This window comes from Paenibacillus sp. NPDC058071 (assembly GCF_042885235.1).
Lineage (GTDB): Bacteria > Bacillota > Bacilli > Paenibacillales > Paenibacillaceae > Pristimantibacillus.
Genome location: NZ_JBHVSK010000001.1, coordinates 240,635 through 255,168, shown reverse-complemented (window position 1 = coordinate 255,168; position 14,534 = coordinate 240,635). Strand labels below are relative to the sequence as shown.

The following is a 14,534-nucleotide window of genomic DNA, read 5'->3' as shown; positions in this document are numbered from 1 at the left end:
GCGCGGTGCACAAAAAAAAGACGGGCTCCTAAGCCCGTCTCAATGAAATCCGATATAACTTCAACGGCCTGCCTCTTGTGCCGACCGTCTCCTCGCCGATCACTTCGGCGTAACCGCTCGTTTCCAGCTGAATCAATATTCGTCTTGCGCTGCGCGGCATAATCATCATTTGCTGCGCCAATTGATTGGAATGGATAACGTCCGTCTTCAGCTTGCTTATGACCGCTTCGATCTTCGCCAATGTTATCGTACTAAGCCCCGTCCGCTCGCTCGTTTCCTGCAGACCTTCGGAGGAATAGGTAAAGGAAAGCCGTTCTTCCCGCCCGAGCGGTCCGTGCACACTTTTGTCGTCGAAGACGACCATCCAAGTGCCTTTACCGTAATGGCGCGTCTGGAGCAGAGCGCGGCCGGCCATCAGCTCGGCTTCATAGGCGGTTTGTCCGATGCCGATTCCGCATGTCAGCTCTGCTCCCATCCCGTCAAGCTCAGGGTAAGCGGGAATTTGCGTAAAGTTCTGCGTCGCCGCCTTCAAAATGCCGCGTGTCGTAAAAATAGCATATCTGCCTGGAGAAACGATTTTCATGGACCCATGGACATGTCTGGAGTAATCCATCAACGATTCGCTAACGGCCAATTCCATCCTGTACAGCTCATCCGATCCGTACGTATCTTTCATAATGCCCGCGTACGGATCAGTTTCGATCAGTTGAACCGCGATTTGTGCATCCATATAACGAAGCGTTTCGCCTGTCCGGGAAGCTTCCGTTAATGCTGCCTGTACGGAGGATTCAGTCGGCACGACCCGCAAAACCGGTACCCCTAGCGACTTCAACTTGTCCTGCACATACCAGACGCAAGTAACAGCATAATCCGTTTTGCCCTCATTTCTCATTCGGACGTGATAGTCGATTAACTCCTGATACGAACCCTCAAATGCTTTACCGTGCAAGCGGCTGCCCGATAGCTGAAGCTCATCCGCCACCTTCGCCAGCTCCTCATCGGTGTACATATCGAAGCTAAGCCGATCAATGTCGACTCGCTCCCGATAGAATAGCTGACAAAGCGTCCGATACAACCCAGTTCCGCTGTATGATATGTAAAACATCGGCTCTTGTACGTGCGGCGTTTGCTCTTTCGCGGCTCGGTACGGCAGCGGACCCGAAAACAGCCACATATCGACTTCATCGGCATGCCTGGAAACTAGCGGACCGATCTCCTCAAATCGTTCGTGCGTGAAAGGAATGCATTCGAATTCGGCATATTGCGAGATGATAGCGGTCACGAACTCCATTGTATCTTCAACGCCGACGTAACCCAGCTTGATCTTCAAGCAGCATTCCCTCCTCCTATCGGCATCGCCGACCCTCTTAAGTTAGTTAAAAGTATAAAGAAACGCACTGGTCGTTACAAGTCTCTGGCCATTCACTTTGACCAGATATTAAAAAAGCATGCTATGGTTCGTAACTTCGAACCATAGCATGCTTAGCCGTACGTTCATCACAAGACACTTTCAGGGACAGCGCAACCCTGCTTCTATAGGACCCCTCATCATGCGACCAACGCCGCACGACCGCATACTACTGCTCATAATCGCCGCCCCTCTTTCTCGAGCGCCTCTCCCCTCTCACGCTATGGCTCCGAAGGAGCCGTGCGCGATTGCATCAAGACGTAGCACGATGACCGCACAGTACACACCAATTACCGCCTCATAGCATCATCTATTTTTTCTCTGGCTCCACGAAAATAATAACCTTCCGTCCTTGACTGATGTACTCAACCGGAGAGTCAAGGCGCTCGGAGACGAAACGGACCGGCACGAACGTACTGCCGCCGACCTGCCGCATCGGTGCATCAAGCTTGACTACGCTGCCGTTAACAAGTGCGCTGCCGCTGTCGACGTTCAAACGGATTGTCGTCGTGCCTTTTTGAATGTTCACTTCTTTTTTCGCTCCGTTCCAGTTCACCTTGGCGCCAAGCTTCTCCGAAACGAACCGCACCGGCACATACGTCCTTCCGTCTCTAACGAATGGTGCCGCGCCCAACTGAAAGCTCTTACCCTCTCCCGTGCTGGCAGCCTTGCTCCCAATCGCGAGTCGTATCGTTTGCCCCATTGAAGGGCCATAGCCGTCCGCCTGCAGCTTCTTGAAGATGTCAGCTGTCTTCGTCCCGGCAGCAAGGTCCAAGTAATTGCCGTTCAGCTCCAGACCGTAATCGATTCTTCCCGTATCATAGTCGATCACGAACCGATGATTTTGAATCGGTTCCAAATTCCAGACGCGATTATCGTTAAGCCGCAATTTTTCCAATGCCGTCAACTGCCTCAAAGGCTCTAGATCATACACCGCATTAGAAGAAAGCTCAAGATATCGCAGACCCTTCAGATTCTTTAATGGCTTCAAGTTTTGAATCTGGTTTTGGCTCGCCCAAAGCGCGTTCAAGCTGGCTGTTCCTGCGATCGCCGACAGATCGGAAACGCGGTTTCCCGAAATAGACAGCGAGTCGAGACGATTCAACTTTTTCAATGGAGACAGATCATGTATTTGATTGTAGCTCACATCGATTTTTTGCAGCTCCGTCAGCTTCCCAAGCGGTTCAAGCGACTTCAGCGCATTGTTCGAAGCCGTAATGGCTTGAAGCCCGCTCAGCCCCGATAACGCCTCCAACGACGTCACTCGGTTGTGGGAAAAACGGAAGCTCTCCAGCTCCGTCATTGCCGAAAGCGACTCTAGAGACACGATTTGGTTATTGGTGATGTCCAGCTCGCGTAGCTGAGTTAAGTCCGACAGCGGTTTGAGTTCAGTCAGTTCGTTTCCGGACAGATCGAGACGAGTTATATTTTTCGCACTCTCCAGACCATCGAGCTTTTTAATATGCCGCCCAGCAAGCTGCAATTCCGTTAAACTTTCCATATCGGTTATCTTTAAACTGTCGCCTTCCGATTTGCCCAGTGTCTCTTTAATAGCCAGTTCAAGCGCCCGGTCGCCAATTACGACGCTGGATTCCGCCGCCACAGCTGATGCAGTAACTGCCCCTTGCCATAACAGGCAAAGAACGAGAATAGCCAAGATGCCTGAAACCCCTTTTTTGCTACTAGTCATGCGCGTATTCATGCTTCTGCCCCTTCCTTTCCCGTTTCCTAGTCAAACACTATAGACGAACGAGAAGACGAGAAAGTTATGCGAGACCGTCCATTTTGGCGGAGTAAAATAATGACGATTCTGTAGCAGCGTTGGATTCAACTAAGAAAAAATGATATAGTCACAGTAACCTTTTAAAAGGAGGTATATGGAAATGAAAACTCATTACATCACACTGTCGGCGCTATTTATTTTCCTTTTATTCGGGCTGCTATTCGTAAACGGATTGCACTTTACAATGGAAAAGGCGATTCCTCATGACGCTTCCATCGTCAAAACCGCTCCGATGAACGATGCGGAGACGGCGGTGCTCTACGAGCATAACAAGAACGGTACTTTCGGCGTAACCGATATGAGGGTGAAATTCCGCTTTCTTTATCAATACGGAGGCGGGTCCAACGGACATAGTGTGGAGGAAGGAATGCCTTTCGGTTCGGGCGGCTTTGCCAACAAGCAGCAAAACTTTATTTTAGCCGTTAAAACAGCCGATGTTTCGCCCATTCGTTATGTGGCGGTCGGCAACCACATCGAGCCGTTAAACCCGACCGAGCCGTATGTTCTGACATTTGATGATGTAAAAAGCAATCCAGATGTCTATCAATGGCAGGAAGTAGAAGATCGTTATGCCTTGTTCGTATGGGATATCTATACGATCGACAACGCGGTCATCCGGGCGTTCGACCATGATGGCAATCTGGTAGCGGATCAGCTCTACTCGTCTACGTCTCGATACTTGAATGAACAAGAAGGCGAGGTATAACCCCGCCTTATAGAAAACCTATTTTTTTCGCGTAATTGCCCCAATGAGGAGAACGTCCGTCGATATCGGTGTAACCGTATTCGACCGACAAATCCCAGCTGGCCAACGTTTGACCGGATTTATCGGCGACGTTCGGGTCCGCAGCCAACGCAACAATGCCTTTGCCCAGCAGATATGGCGTTTCGGACTCGCTGAAGTGCTCGGCGTGCGGTTTTTCGCCCGTCACTGCATCTCGCCAATTTTGCTCGGTGACGCCGTAATATTCAAGCATCTCCTCGGAGCGCAAAAATCCTGGCGTGACGGCAAGAGCAGTTACGTCGTACGGCTTTAAGTCAACTGCCGCTGCCGCCGCTAGATGGATCGCCGATATTTTAGCCAGACTGTAATAAAGATTGCCTCGATACCGGTAATCGGTACCGTCGGTCACCTCGATGATCAGCCCGCTTATGCGGGCAATCATCAAAGGGGCTGCATAGTAGCTGTTGTACATATGCGTTCGCACCGCCCGATCCTGCGCCAGCATGCCGTTGGCTAACGAATGCTCCCAGAACGGCTTTTCCCAATCAATCAGCTTCTCACTTCCCCATATATCATTAACGAGCACATCGATCCGGCCGTCCTGCTCCCTTCCTACTTGCTCGAACAAACTTCTCACCTGCGATTCAATGGTATGGTCGACTTGGACCGCAATACCAATCCCTCCAGCCGCAGTTACCCGTTCCGCTGTCTCTTCGATCGTTTCCGGACGATTCAAATCCGATCGGCTCCCTCTTATGCTTCGTCCCGTGCAATAGACTGTAGCTCCCGCTTCTCCCAGTGAGACGGCGATTGCCCTTCCCGCTCCGCGAGTCGCGCCTGCGACGACCGCTACTTTTCCCTTTAATGGCTGCATGTCCCATTCCTCTTCCCGTTATGGATTTACTGTATTTGCTTCATTATTGTAATTCCTTAAAGATGACAACTGCTGTCATCATTATTTGATAAAATATGAAATATAAACTTGTCATACATAAAGGAAGGATAGATACAGGATGAAAAGCGATCGTTTGCTCGCTATTTTGCTTTTGCTGCAAAACCACGGAAAATTGACGACGCGTGAGCTTGCCGAGCGGCTCGAAGTGTCTAAACGAACGATCAATCGCGACATGGATGCGTTAAGCGCCGCTGGCGTTCCCGTTTTTGCGGAGCGGGGAGCTTACGGCGGCTGGGCGCTGTCGGAACGATACCGGACCGATCTGACTGGGATGAAAACAGAGGAAATGCTCGCCTTGCTGTTCGGCGCGCCAAGCCGCGTCATGCAAGACTTAGGCATGCGCAAGCCTTTCGAGGACGCTTTCGAGAAACTGCTGGCCGCCTCTCCCGAAGTCATTCGAGAGCATGCGACGCGAGTGCGCAACAAAATTCATGTAGACGGCGCCGGCTGGCGGCGCTCGGAGGAGAGCTTCCCCTTCTTGCCTGCTATTCAGGAAGCGTTGTGGGAGCAGCGAGAATTGGCAATCCGATACACACGGGACGGTACGGAAACTGAACGCGTTGTCCGTCCACTCGGGTTGGTTGCCAAGCAAAGCATATGGTATTTGGCAGCTGAAGCGGAGAATGAAGTCAAAAGCTATCGGATTTCCCGACTGAATGGTGCGGAAATGCTGCCCAACCCTTTCGATTACCCAGAATTGTTTAATCTGGCGCAATATTGGGAGCAATCGACGAAGCAGTTTATGGAGCGGCTTCCGCGCTACGCTTCCACTGTGGCGATTCGCGAAGAAGCGTTGGAAGCTTTCGCGCGGCGCCGGTACGTGAACATTCAACGCACCGGCGAGCCGCGGAGAGGCATGATCGAAGCGGAGGTCGTTTTTGACACAGAGGAATCGGCCTGCCAGCTGCTGTTAAGCTTTGGTACAGCGGTTCGGGCTCTCGCCCCGCAGGCGCTGGTGGATCGGATGAAAGCGGAGATTCGCGAAATAGAAGCTCTCTACAGCGATAGCTGAACACTTTCACTTAAGATAGCTGAACCCCTCCATGCCTAATCTACTATTCTTCTTCTTCGGTCACTTCAACCGTATTCACATTTGATTTGACCGTATAGACAGGCCCGCCCGGCACCGTTCGGAATTGAGCCGTCGCCTGATTGGCTACACGCTCGTTCACCGGCATATTAAGCTGTTTAGCGGCAAACGATACGCGAACATTTTCCCCCGGCTGGATCGTGCCGATAACGATAAGTCTGGCGTCCGCTCCAGGAACGTTCGTTTGACGGATTCGGACGCTATTCGGCTCGAATCGTGTTCCGGCAGGCAAAATATCGCTCAACAAGACGTCAAAGACGGGAATCGTCCCTCGATTGTGTACCAGCAGCGTATAGGTCAAGAAGCTGTCTACCGCTACTTGGCCCGGAGCCGATTTAACAAGCGATAAAATCGGGTTGCCAATGATCGTAACGACCGTCTCGGCTTGCTGCGGCGGAGTTTCAACCGAAACCGCGGTCGCGACGTTGCCGATCACCGTACCATTAAGCGTGTCGAATGGGATTAAATACGGCAATGGAATGGTCTGAAATTCCGAAGGCTGCAACCTGTCGATGAGGCGAACAAAACCGAAAAACGGATCGGTTACTTGAATGTCTGTCAAAGTTGTATTTCCCGTATTGGCAACCGTGATTTGGAATTGGACCGTATCTCCCGGCGCAGCGGTTGTACGATCAACCGTCTTGCGAACCGCGAGTCTCGGAATGGCGGCAACAACGACTACGGCTGTATCCGACACTCTCTCCGTTTCGGTGGCCGAGGCGCTTGCGATATTCGTCAGTTCCGTACCGGCAAACGTCCCGGACGGTACTACGAAGGCTACCCGGAAAGTTGCAGACTCTCCTGGAGCAAGCTCCGAAATGGTCTCAAATAAGCTGAGCTGCTCGTCAATGACTTGAACTTGTGTTAGGACGGCTTCAGACAAATTAACGACAGTAATGGTATAAAAAATGGTCTCCCCCGGAGATGCAGTCGTCCGATCCGCCGTTTTGGAGATCGCCAATTGGTAAAGAGGCTGCGGAACGGGCGTCACAACGTCGTTGGACGGGATGTCTCCAGTAAGAATGGGACCGCCGGGGACGCTTTCGTACTCGAATTCGACGAGTGCATTATTGACGATAACGCCATCGGCAGGCGCGTTGACTACCCTCGCCCCATACGAAATGACAATCGACTCGCCGGGATCAATTGAACCAAGAGCAATCCCTGTCGTAGGATTCGAGCCAGGCGACGGCACGCCGTTAATAAGGACGCTGTCTTGAACAAATTCAGTATCGTTAGGCAGCGAATCAAGCAGCAGCGTCGTGTTTGCAGGTACCGTACCGGAGTTCGATATGACTACAGTATAGGTCAGCACTTGACCGACAGCGCCGGCTTCGGCATTCACGCTCTTCAAGACAGTTATGCGCGGCGAGTTGATGTCGATATAGATACCAACCGCGATGACCGAATAGCCGTCATTGACCGTTCTTAACTGCAAGACAGCGGACGTCTGATTGTTCGCAAGCGTAGGCGAAATGTCTACGTTCGTAATATCCCAGCTCTGCCTGCCGCCAACGATATTGCTGCCTGGACTGCCGTTTATTTGATTGCGATCGCCAAACGTCCCGGAAGTGTCCAACTCGCCGTTATCTCCGTTAATTTGCGACGCGAAGAAATTGTCAACGAAATTGTTCGGTCCGGAAAGCACGCTAAGATTGGCCTCATCCGGTCCGAACGCGACCTGGTCGCCCGTTTTATTCGCGTCGCCGTCTTGTGCGCAAATTGCCATGCGTCCGTGAAGCGGTCCGCTGACTGGAGTCGCGAAGCCCGTCAGCTCCGTTGAGACGGACGGGTCGCTGCCAAAGGCAATTTCGACGATGCCGATCCGAAGGCTTAAATTGCGGAAAGCCATCTTCGTATCTTCGTACACGACGCAAAGCGTCCACCCGCAATTATTGGCCGTGCTGTTGCCGAAGTCGATATTGCCAACAACTCCGCCGACGATGTATTCCCCCGCCCCAGCCGCTTGCACCTGAGAGGTCACGTTCGCGGAACGAAAATAATTGTACGTTGCGTTGCGGTACGATTCTTGCGCGGTCGCCGGATCGGGCTCAATCGTCACAACATCTCCCCGAGGCGTTTGCATCGTCACAGGTTTGTTAATGAAAGCAAAGTAATTATTTGTGCCGTTCGATACCCGATAAGTTCCTGCCCATACAAGCTCCGCGTACAGCACTTTGCTCCTGGCAGGTAGCCTGAGAATAGCGGCAGCGCTGTCCATTTGAAAATCGGAGGTCGTTCCTGGCGGATAGCTGCCGAACTGCATCGACGTATCGGTCGTCACAAATGCGCCGATAATGTCACGCGTGCCTGGGATACCTACCTGATCGTCCCGGCTCAGTCCGAGTGTATTTCCCGTAAACGTAATTGCTCCCGTGTCATTGCCTGTATAGCGAAGGATAAATGGCAAAGCTCTCCCTCCTTAACCTAATTCGCATTCGCTCGCACTCAATCTTTATAAGTATATCGGGCAGCGCTTGCTTTATGAGGCCAATCAGCTTGCTTTCCATCGCCCCTTTGATGACATACAAAAGCAACCGATTCCGCACGTTCTCTCGGACTCGGTTGCTATCTCTTTCTCTTATCGATCATGAGAGTCGTTTAGACGATAAATCTGGCAATCATCCGTACGGGTTAGAAAGCCCCAATCGACCAAATAACGGCGAATGGCAACAAAATCAGGCGCCCAGTAGCGCTTCAAAAGCTCATTCACTTCCTTCTCCGTATACGTCCGATTCGGTTCAAACGAAGCGGCGATATGCCGCAAAACAAACGCTTTACGTTTATCCTTTCGGGGAAATTGCGACAAGGAGCCATCCGGGCCGTCCGGCAGATAGATACGGGTCCACTTCGCTTGATCTTCTTCGGTAATCGGGTATCGCTCGGCCAAACGCGGCAGCTTCTGCGCAGCTCCGGCCGGACTGCCATCATGTTCGTTCATTTCCATGCCTCCTTCCATCAACTCTTTAACCAATAGCTGGCGCAATCCTCAGTCCGATCCATAAACCCATACTCGATCAAGTAACGTCTCAATGTAACATAGTCCTGTTCCCAATAACGCTTCAACCGCTCGTTCACTTCATTCTCCGAATACGTCGCGCCTGTCTCGAAAGTAGCCGCGATCTGCCTGAGAACAGCAATTTTTCGCTTCTCTTTGCGCGGAAAAGCTGCAAGCGGCCCTTCCGGCCCGTTCGGAAAATATTGCCGCAGCAGCTTGGCGTTCTCCTCTTCCGTCAGCGCATACCTCTCGTCAACCTGCGTCGCCGTACGGTGGACCGGCATAAATCGGGCATCTCCTGAAACCCCGCTCTCCATCAGGTCGACAATGGCCAGCAGCAGCTTCGCTTGTCTTGCCTTTTCTTTCAGTACAAAACGGTGATTCCGAACCGTCGATGCGCTGCCGGAGCCGGAGCGCTTGACAATTTCAGCGTCCGACAGACCGGCGGCAAAGCTGGCGATCAGCTCTTTTTGCAAATCGGTCAATCCCGTCGACTTCTTCTCCAGACCAAGCAAATAAGCAAGCATGGACCCGTGTACCGATTGAATGTGATAAGAAGCGAACTTGCTGGCCTCGTACATGCGATCATCCATTCCGGGAACGCGGTAAACGACGCCTGTCTCGAACGTTTCGCCGCAGACGAGACAGATGTAGGAGCCAGTTGCCTCATCGTACTCATAGCCGTTTTTCAAATCGCTCAGGCTGGCCGACCAAAACCTTTCGTTTAACTCCAAAACCAAACACCTCCGTCATCCGTTAGTTATTATAGTAAACAATATATACGAATGTTTGTTATTTGGCAAACGTTTTTGCTTCTTGTTTGGTTTTTAGGCAAAAAAAGACCGCCGATCGTAATCGGAGGCCATTGACGTTATATTTTTTTCTCATAGGCGACGAGTGTCGCCCGTTTGTTCATCTGACGCTGCATGCCGGTGCATTGGAAGCCCATCTTCTCGTACAGATGGCAATTTCGTTTCTCTTCCTTTATTGTGGACAGCTCCCAAACGATGGCTTGAGGAAACTGATCAAAGGCGAGTGCAATCGCCAGCTGCCCGATTCCCTGGCCCTGAAAGGCCGGATCGATGAACATCGGGCTTATCCGGCACCGTTTCCGCTCTTCACTCCAGAGCACGCAAATACCGCCTGCCAGGCAGCCTTCGGCCATGATTTTATAGAAAACGCCGTGCGGATTCGCTATTCTCTCCCGCATCCGGCCCAATGACTCGTTTGCCGGATTGGTCTGGGTATCCTTGTACTTCTCGTACAAGGGCCGGAACGCTCTCGTCTGTATGTCGTACAGACTCTCCGCATCTTCCGCAGCCGCTAACGCAAGCTCAACATCCACTCGGCAACGCCTCCCAGTACTTACTGCTTTTCCGCTCTTCCAAGGAACCCGCGTAGGATTACCGTAAAATTAAGCAGGTATGCCTGCTCCCTTTCCCATTCGCCCTTATCGTAACCCAACAGCTGTTTGGCTACAAGCGGGAAAACAAAAAAACCGCTGCCAGCAGCGGCTGCGGTTGACGAACGACAACGAACGTACAAAGCAAAAGCTCTCCGGACGCAGGCGCCTGTTGATTAACGGCTTTTTACAAGCAAGTCGACTGCTTGCTGCACAACCTTGCTCGTATCGCGTCCGGCCTCTCTCTCTTCCAAGATACATTGCTCCAAATTAACAGCTACAATATAGGCCATTGCTTTATCCGCCGCGCTTCTGACCGCCGACAGCTGGCTAACGACATCCTTGCACGGCTGCTCCTCTTCCATCATTTTCAGCACACCGCGAATTTGGCCTTCCACACGCTTCAATCTTCTTTTTACGTTATCGTCGTATTGCATTTCGCTTCCTCCTCCTCGACAAGATGGCTTTAATCGAATTCGCATAGAACAGCGCTGTACACTGACGCACACAATTGTATATAAAATGTAGGTAATCCACGCTTAACATACCCATACAGGTATACTCAATATAAAACAGATTGTCTCTTCCGTCAATAATACGGACAACGGCGACCGGTTAAGACCGGCCGCCGTTGTTGCTTTCGTATATCCTTATTACTCTTACTCCGACAACGCTAGTCCGCTCGCAGCAAGTGATTCGCGAAGCGTGGAAATTCCTTTTTGCCCCATGCCGTGCAACTGGAGCAGTTCCTTTGCGCTGACGCCGTCCAGCTCTTGCAATCGGGTGTAACCGGCGGAAGCGAGCGCGCGCAGGGCAGGCTTGCTAAGTCCTTTTGGCCATTCGGCTGTATCGCTATGCTTAGTCATCGCATTTCACCGCCTTTCGTATGATGCCTTACGAAAGCTCCGTCTCAAACCGAAAGCCGTCCAGCTCTTCTTGCGCTTCTTCGAACAGTTTCACCAGCGCGCGTCCATCGTCGCCCAGCCTTCTCTCGCTATCCTCTATATGTATCCACTGAATCGTCAATGGCAGGCTGACAAAACCAGTGAGGCAATCCCAAAGCGCATCGAGATTGGCGCCGTAATAGTCGGGCAGCTTGAGCTCTTCTTTTAACATGCGGTGCACTTGGTCCATGCTGTCCAAGCTCCGTCCGTCCAGTACTAGACGTTCCATTGTTTCCTCCTTCATTCTATTTGCGTAAATGTTTTATAGTGGTCTTCCGTCTTATAAATTAATCCGTCGTTTGAATAGAGCAGCCGATCCTTGCCGCGATGGCCTGATACATAATGAATGTCTGCCTCGTACCATGTTCGGCCTTTCGCGGCGGGCAGCTTGCCCTCTCGATTGTAGAAAACGTCTCCGCCGATGCTTTTACCTGGGGCAACAGTATTGAGATTGCCTTCCTTGGCATCCCAGCCGAGCTCGCGCGCTTCCTTCTTGGTTAAGAAATTATCCGGCAGCTTACCGTTCGCTTTCACATAGCCGGCCACTTCCTCAAAGCCGGTTAAAGCATCTGCGGGCTGCGAGTTCGAAGAATCGAGCAGGTTCGCCCCGCATCCGGCCAGCAGCAGCAAGGCCAGAACGATTCCAAACAACGTACGCGTCCATTTTATGATTTGCATAGTTCCCCTTTCCCGTCTGTAGAAAAAGAACCATCGCAGCTAACGGCGATGGTTCCGTATCGGCATTTCGTTTTATTCACCCAAATCGACATTATGATAGACCTGCTGAACATCCTCCAAATCTTCCAGCACGTCGAGCATTTTCTCGAATTGAGGCTGCACGTCAGGCGACAATTGCAGTTCGTTTTGCGCAATCATCGTAATCTCAGCAACGGTAAACTCCGTTACGCCCGCGCCCTTCAGCGCTTCCTGCACCGCACTGAACTGATCGACGTCGGAGTATACGATTACCGCTTCGTCCTCTTCCAACACGTCGCGTACATCCGCGCCGCCCTCAACCAAAACTTCGAATACCTCGTCGGCCGTTTTGCCTTCAAGGCCGATGACCGCAGTCGAATCGAACATGTAAGCGACGGAACCGCTCACGCCTAGGCTGCCGCCGTTTTTCGTAAATGCGGCGCGCACTTCCGATGCGGTACGATTCACATTGTTCGTCAACGCATCGACAATAACCATTGCGCCGTTCGGGCCAAAGCCCTCATAACGAAGCTCGACGTAATTTTCATCCACGCCGCCTTTCGCTTTCTCGATCGCGCGATCGATAATCGCTTTCGGAACGTTATACGTTTTCGCCCGCTCCAGCACGAATTTCAGCGCGCTGTTGGAGACCGGGTCAGGCTCGCCCTGCTTCGCGGCGACATAAATTTCACGGCCGAATCTCGCGTAGATACGGCTAGTATTGGCGTCCTTGGACGCCTTCTTTTCTTTAATATTGTTCCATTTACGACCCATGATTTTCGCTCTCTTTCCTTTATGAATCTGCTTATTCGTTCATTACATGCCTCGTCTATTATAACTTTTTCGCTGTATTTGAACAAGCGCCAGCCAGTCCGATTACGAGCCGCATGACGGAAAAGTCATTTGCTTTACTTTTCAATAAGTCTGCGATTGGCTTCACAATCTCCGGAATAACCCACAGCCATGTCCCTCTCAATGCTAACTGACTTGCATTGCGATGATCTCCTATCCTTAAACTGTACATACCACGCGTGATCATTTTCATCCCAGAAAATGCGAGGCTCATCGTAATGTTCACTCCAGCTTGGAATCAGATCGCCCTATCGCCAAAGCCTACAGCACGCATTTGCTCCGGCCTCGCATCCTTAGAACGGATTGTAGGACACCGTCGCAATTACCGTCAGATGGACCGATGATTTGGTACATCTGGAGGTAACTTAACGATAAAAAAGACGTAAAGCGCGCTTTGATCGCATATGCGGCCAACGCTCTTTACGTCTCTTGGTATCTGCTTATTTAGAACACTTTCTTCTGCGCCTGATCTTCCTTAATAATTTCCACCGCTTCGCGGAAACGAAGCGAATGCACGATTTCACGCTCGCGCAAAAACTTCAGGCCGTCCTGCAGATCGACGTCGTCGGTCATATTGATCAGCCATTGATAAGTCGCCCGCGCCTTCTCCTCCGCCGCGATATCCTCGTAAAGATCCGCGATCGGATCGCCTTTGGCCTGAATATAGGCCGCAGTCCACGGCACTCCTGACGCGTTCTGATAAAACAGCGCATTGTCGTGCGAGACATAAGTATCGCCAAGGCCGACGGCGCGCATTTGCTCCGGCGTCGCGTCCTTGGTCAGTTTGTATACCATCGTAGCGATCATCTCTAAGTGGGCGAACTCTTCCGTTCCGATGTCCGTAAGTAGACCGATCACGCGATCCGGAATGCTGTACCGCTGGTTTAAATAGCGTAGAGCCGCTGCCAGTTCTCCGTCGGCGCCGCCGTATTGCTCCAGCAAAAATTTCGCCATTAGCGGGTCGCATTTTCCGACCCGAACCGGGTATTGCAGCTTTTTCTCGTAAATCCACATAATCGAACCGCTCCTTTTCCCTCCTTATTGCCGTTCCCTCTCTTTTTCGGTCAATTCATGTCATACCTGCCACGGCCACGGTACTTCATTCCAATTCCACGGGTCGCCTGAGTAGCTGTGTCCGAATTGCATAAGCGGACCGTATTGCGACTCATAGCGATGAGCGAGCTCTTTTCTTTTATGAGCATAAGCGTTGAACTGTTGAATCGCTTGCGAATCCGTTGGATGAGTATCCAAATAAAGAGTAAGCTCGACCAGGACGAAATCGATAGCTTGCAGCTCGTGAAGCTGCTGGTAATAAGCTTCATCTAAGGCTTCATGCACGTCATCACATCCTTACGTCTTCATTTTGTCGTACGGGCTGTAGAGAGCTGGCCAAAGCGTCCCGTATTTCAAAGCCTCAAAGGCGCTGAACTGGGGCAGATTGGGCGGCTGAAACGTGATGAACAAGTGCGGCGGGGTACTGTAGTATTTGGTTCGAATCGGAGGACACGGATCAAACGGGCCGATAAACGGGTGATAACTTCTGACTTGATTCATGGACACTATCCCCTTTCGGGCTGCTCATTGTTAGATCGTATGCTGAACGGTTTGTCAGACATTCCTTCCGGCGCTGAGCAAAAAAAAGAACCCGGTTTCAACCGGGTTCAGGTGCCGCTATGCTATTC

General features: G+C 51.6%; 17 protein-coding genes. 2 read left to right on the top strand and 15 right to left on the bottom strand.

What is annotated here, in order from left to right; genetic code table 11:
- Nucleotides 1–28: 28 nt before the first annotated feature.
- Together ACFVTB_RS01115 and ACFVTB_RS01110 are read right to left on the bottom strand one after the other, a co-directional pair.
- The gene (locus ACFVTB_RS01115) at nucleotides 29–1,330 is read right to left on the bottom strand and encodes an ArsR family transcriptional regulator (protein ID WP_387743882.1); all 1,302 of its coding nucleotides are present in this window, start codon (nucleotides 1,328–1,330) and stop codon (nucleotides 29–31) included.
- 388 nt (nucleotides 1,331–1,718) lie between these two features.
- Nucleotides 1,719–3,110, bottom strand: coding sequence for a stalk domain-containing protein (locus tag ACFVTB_RS01110; protein ID WP_387743879.1), 1,392 nt, complete (start codon nucleotides 3,108–3,110; stop codon nucleotides 1,719–1,721).
- A gap of 181 nt (nucleotides 3,111–3,291) precedes the next feature.
- Between ACFVTB_RS01110 and ACFVTB_RS01105 the strand changes: the two genes are divergently transcribed.
- Nucleotides 3,292–3,897, top strand: coding sequence for a hypothetical protein (locus tag ACFVTB_RS01105; RefSeq protein ID WP_387743876.1), 606 nt, complete (start codon nucleotides 3,292–3,294; stop codon nucleotides 3,895–3,897).
- 7 nt (nucleotides 3,898–3,904) lie between these two features.
- Here the strand turns inward: ACFVTB_RS01105 and ACFVTB_RS01100 are convergent, their stop codons facing one another.
- Nucleotides 3,905–4,789 (bottom strand): SDR family oxidoreductase, encoded by an 885-nt coding sequence (locus tag ACFVTB_RS01100; protein WP_387743873.1) that lies wholly within the window; start codon nucleotides 4,787–4,789, stop codon nucleotides 3,905–3,907.
- 139 nt (nucleotides 4,790–4,928) lie between these two features.
- Here ACFVTB_RS01100 and ACFVTB_RS01095 point away from each other — a divergent pair, with 139 nt between their 5' ends.
- Complete coding sequence (locus tag ACFVTB_RS01095; RefSeq protein ID WP_387743870.1) at nucleotides 4,929–5,882, top strand: helix-turn-helix transcriptional regulator; 954 nt, start codon at nucleotides 4,929–4,931, stop codon at nucleotides 5,880–5,882.
- Nucleotides 5,883–5,925: 43 nt separating this feature from the next.
- Here the strand turns inward: ACFVTB_RS01095 and ACFVTB_RS01090 are convergent, their stop codons facing one another.
- The 12 genes from ACFVTB_RS01090 to ACFVTB_RS01035 form a co-directional block, all read right to left on the bottom strand.
- Nucleotides 5,926–8,370 carry a DUF7507 domain-containing protein gene (locus tag ACFVTB_RS01090; protein ID WP_387743867.1) on the bottom strand — a complete coding sequence of 815 codons (2,445 nt, stop codon included), beginning with the start codon at nucleotides 8,368–8,370 and terminating at the stop codon, nucleotides 5,926–5,928.
- Between the two features lie 171 nt (nucleotides 8,371–8,541).
- A complete protein-coding gene (locus tag ACFVTB_RS01085; protein ID WP_387743865.1) occupies nucleotides 8,542–8,901 on the bottom strand; it encodes a DUF2087 domain-containing protein in 360 nt (119 codons plus the stop codon).
- Between the two features lie 17 nt (nucleotides 8,902–8,918).
- Nucleotides 8,919–9,698 (bottom strand): DUF2087 domain-containing protein, encoded by a 780-nt coding sequence (locus ACFVTB_RS01080; RefSeq protein WP_387743863.1) that lies wholly within the window; start codon nucleotides 9,696–9,698, stop codon nucleotides 8,919–8,921.
- Nucleotides 9,699–9,829: 131 nt separating this feature from the next.
- A complete protein-coding gene (locus ACFVTB_RS01075; RefSeq protein ID WP_387743860.1) occupies nucleotides 9,830–10,303 on the bottom strand; it encodes a GNAT family N-acetyltransferase in 474 nt (157 codons plus the stop codon).
- Nucleotides 10,304–10,536: 233 nt separating this feature from the next.
- Entirely contained in the window at nucleotides 10,537–10,797 is a 261-nt protein-coding gene (locus ACFVTB_RS01070; RefSeq protein ID WP_387743858.1) for a metal-sensitive transcriptional regulator, read from the bottom strand.
- A 222-nt stretch (nucleotides 10,798–11,019) separates the two neighbouring features.
- Entirely contained in the window at nucleotides 11,020–11,226 is a 207-nt protein-coding gene (locus tag ACFVTB_RS01065; protein ID WP_387743855.1) for a helix-hairpin-helix domain-containing protein, read from the bottom strand.
- Nucleotides 11,227–11,254: 28 nt separating this feature from the next.
- Nucleotides 11,255–11,533 carry a barstar family protein gene (locus ACFVTB_RS01060; RefSeq protein WP_387743852.1) on the bottom strand — a complete coding sequence of 93 codons (279 nt, stop codon included), beginning with the start codon at nucleotides 11,531–11,533 and terminating at the stop codon, nucleotides 11,255–11,257.
- Between the two features lie 11 nt (nucleotides 11,534–11,544).
- A complete protein-coding gene (locus ACFVTB_RS01055; RefSeq protein WP_387743849.1) occupies nucleotides 11,545–11,982 on the bottom strand; it encodes a ribonuclease domain-containing protein in 438 nt (145 codons plus the stop codon).
- Between the two features lie 72 nt (nucleotides 11,983–12,054).
- Complete coding sequence (locus tag ACFVTB_RS01050) at nucleotides 12,055–12,774, bottom strand: YebC/PmpR family DNA-binding transcriptional regulator (RefSeq protein ID WP_387743847.1); 720 nt, start codon at nucleotides 12,772–12,774, stop codon at nucleotides 12,055–12,057.
- A 522-nt stretch (nucleotides 12,775–13,296) separates the two neighbouring features.
- On the bottom strand, nucleotides 13,297–13,866 hold the full coding sequence (locus tag ACFVTB_RS01045) for a manganese catalase family protein (RefSeq protein WP_387743845.1): 570 nt from the start codon (nucleotides 13,864–13,866) through the stop codon (nucleotides 13,297–13,299).
- A gap of 60 nt (nucleotides 13,867–13,926) precedes the next feature.
- The gene (locus ACFVTB_RS01040) at nucleotides 13,927–14,190 is read right to left on the bottom strand and encodes a spore coat protein CotJB (protein WP_387743843.1); all 264 of its coding nucleotides are present in this window, start codon (nucleotides 14,188–14,190) and stop codon (nucleotides 13,927–13,929) included.
- Between the two features lie 12 nt (nucleotides 14,191–14,202).
- Nucleotides 14,203–14,406, bottom strand: coding sequence for a spore coat associated protein CotJA (locus ACFVTB_RS01035; RefSeq protein WP_387743840.1), 204 nt, complete (start codon nucleotides 14,404–14,406; stop codon nucleotides 14,203–14,205).
- Between the last annotated feature and the right edge of the window lie 128 nt (nucleotides 14,407–14,534).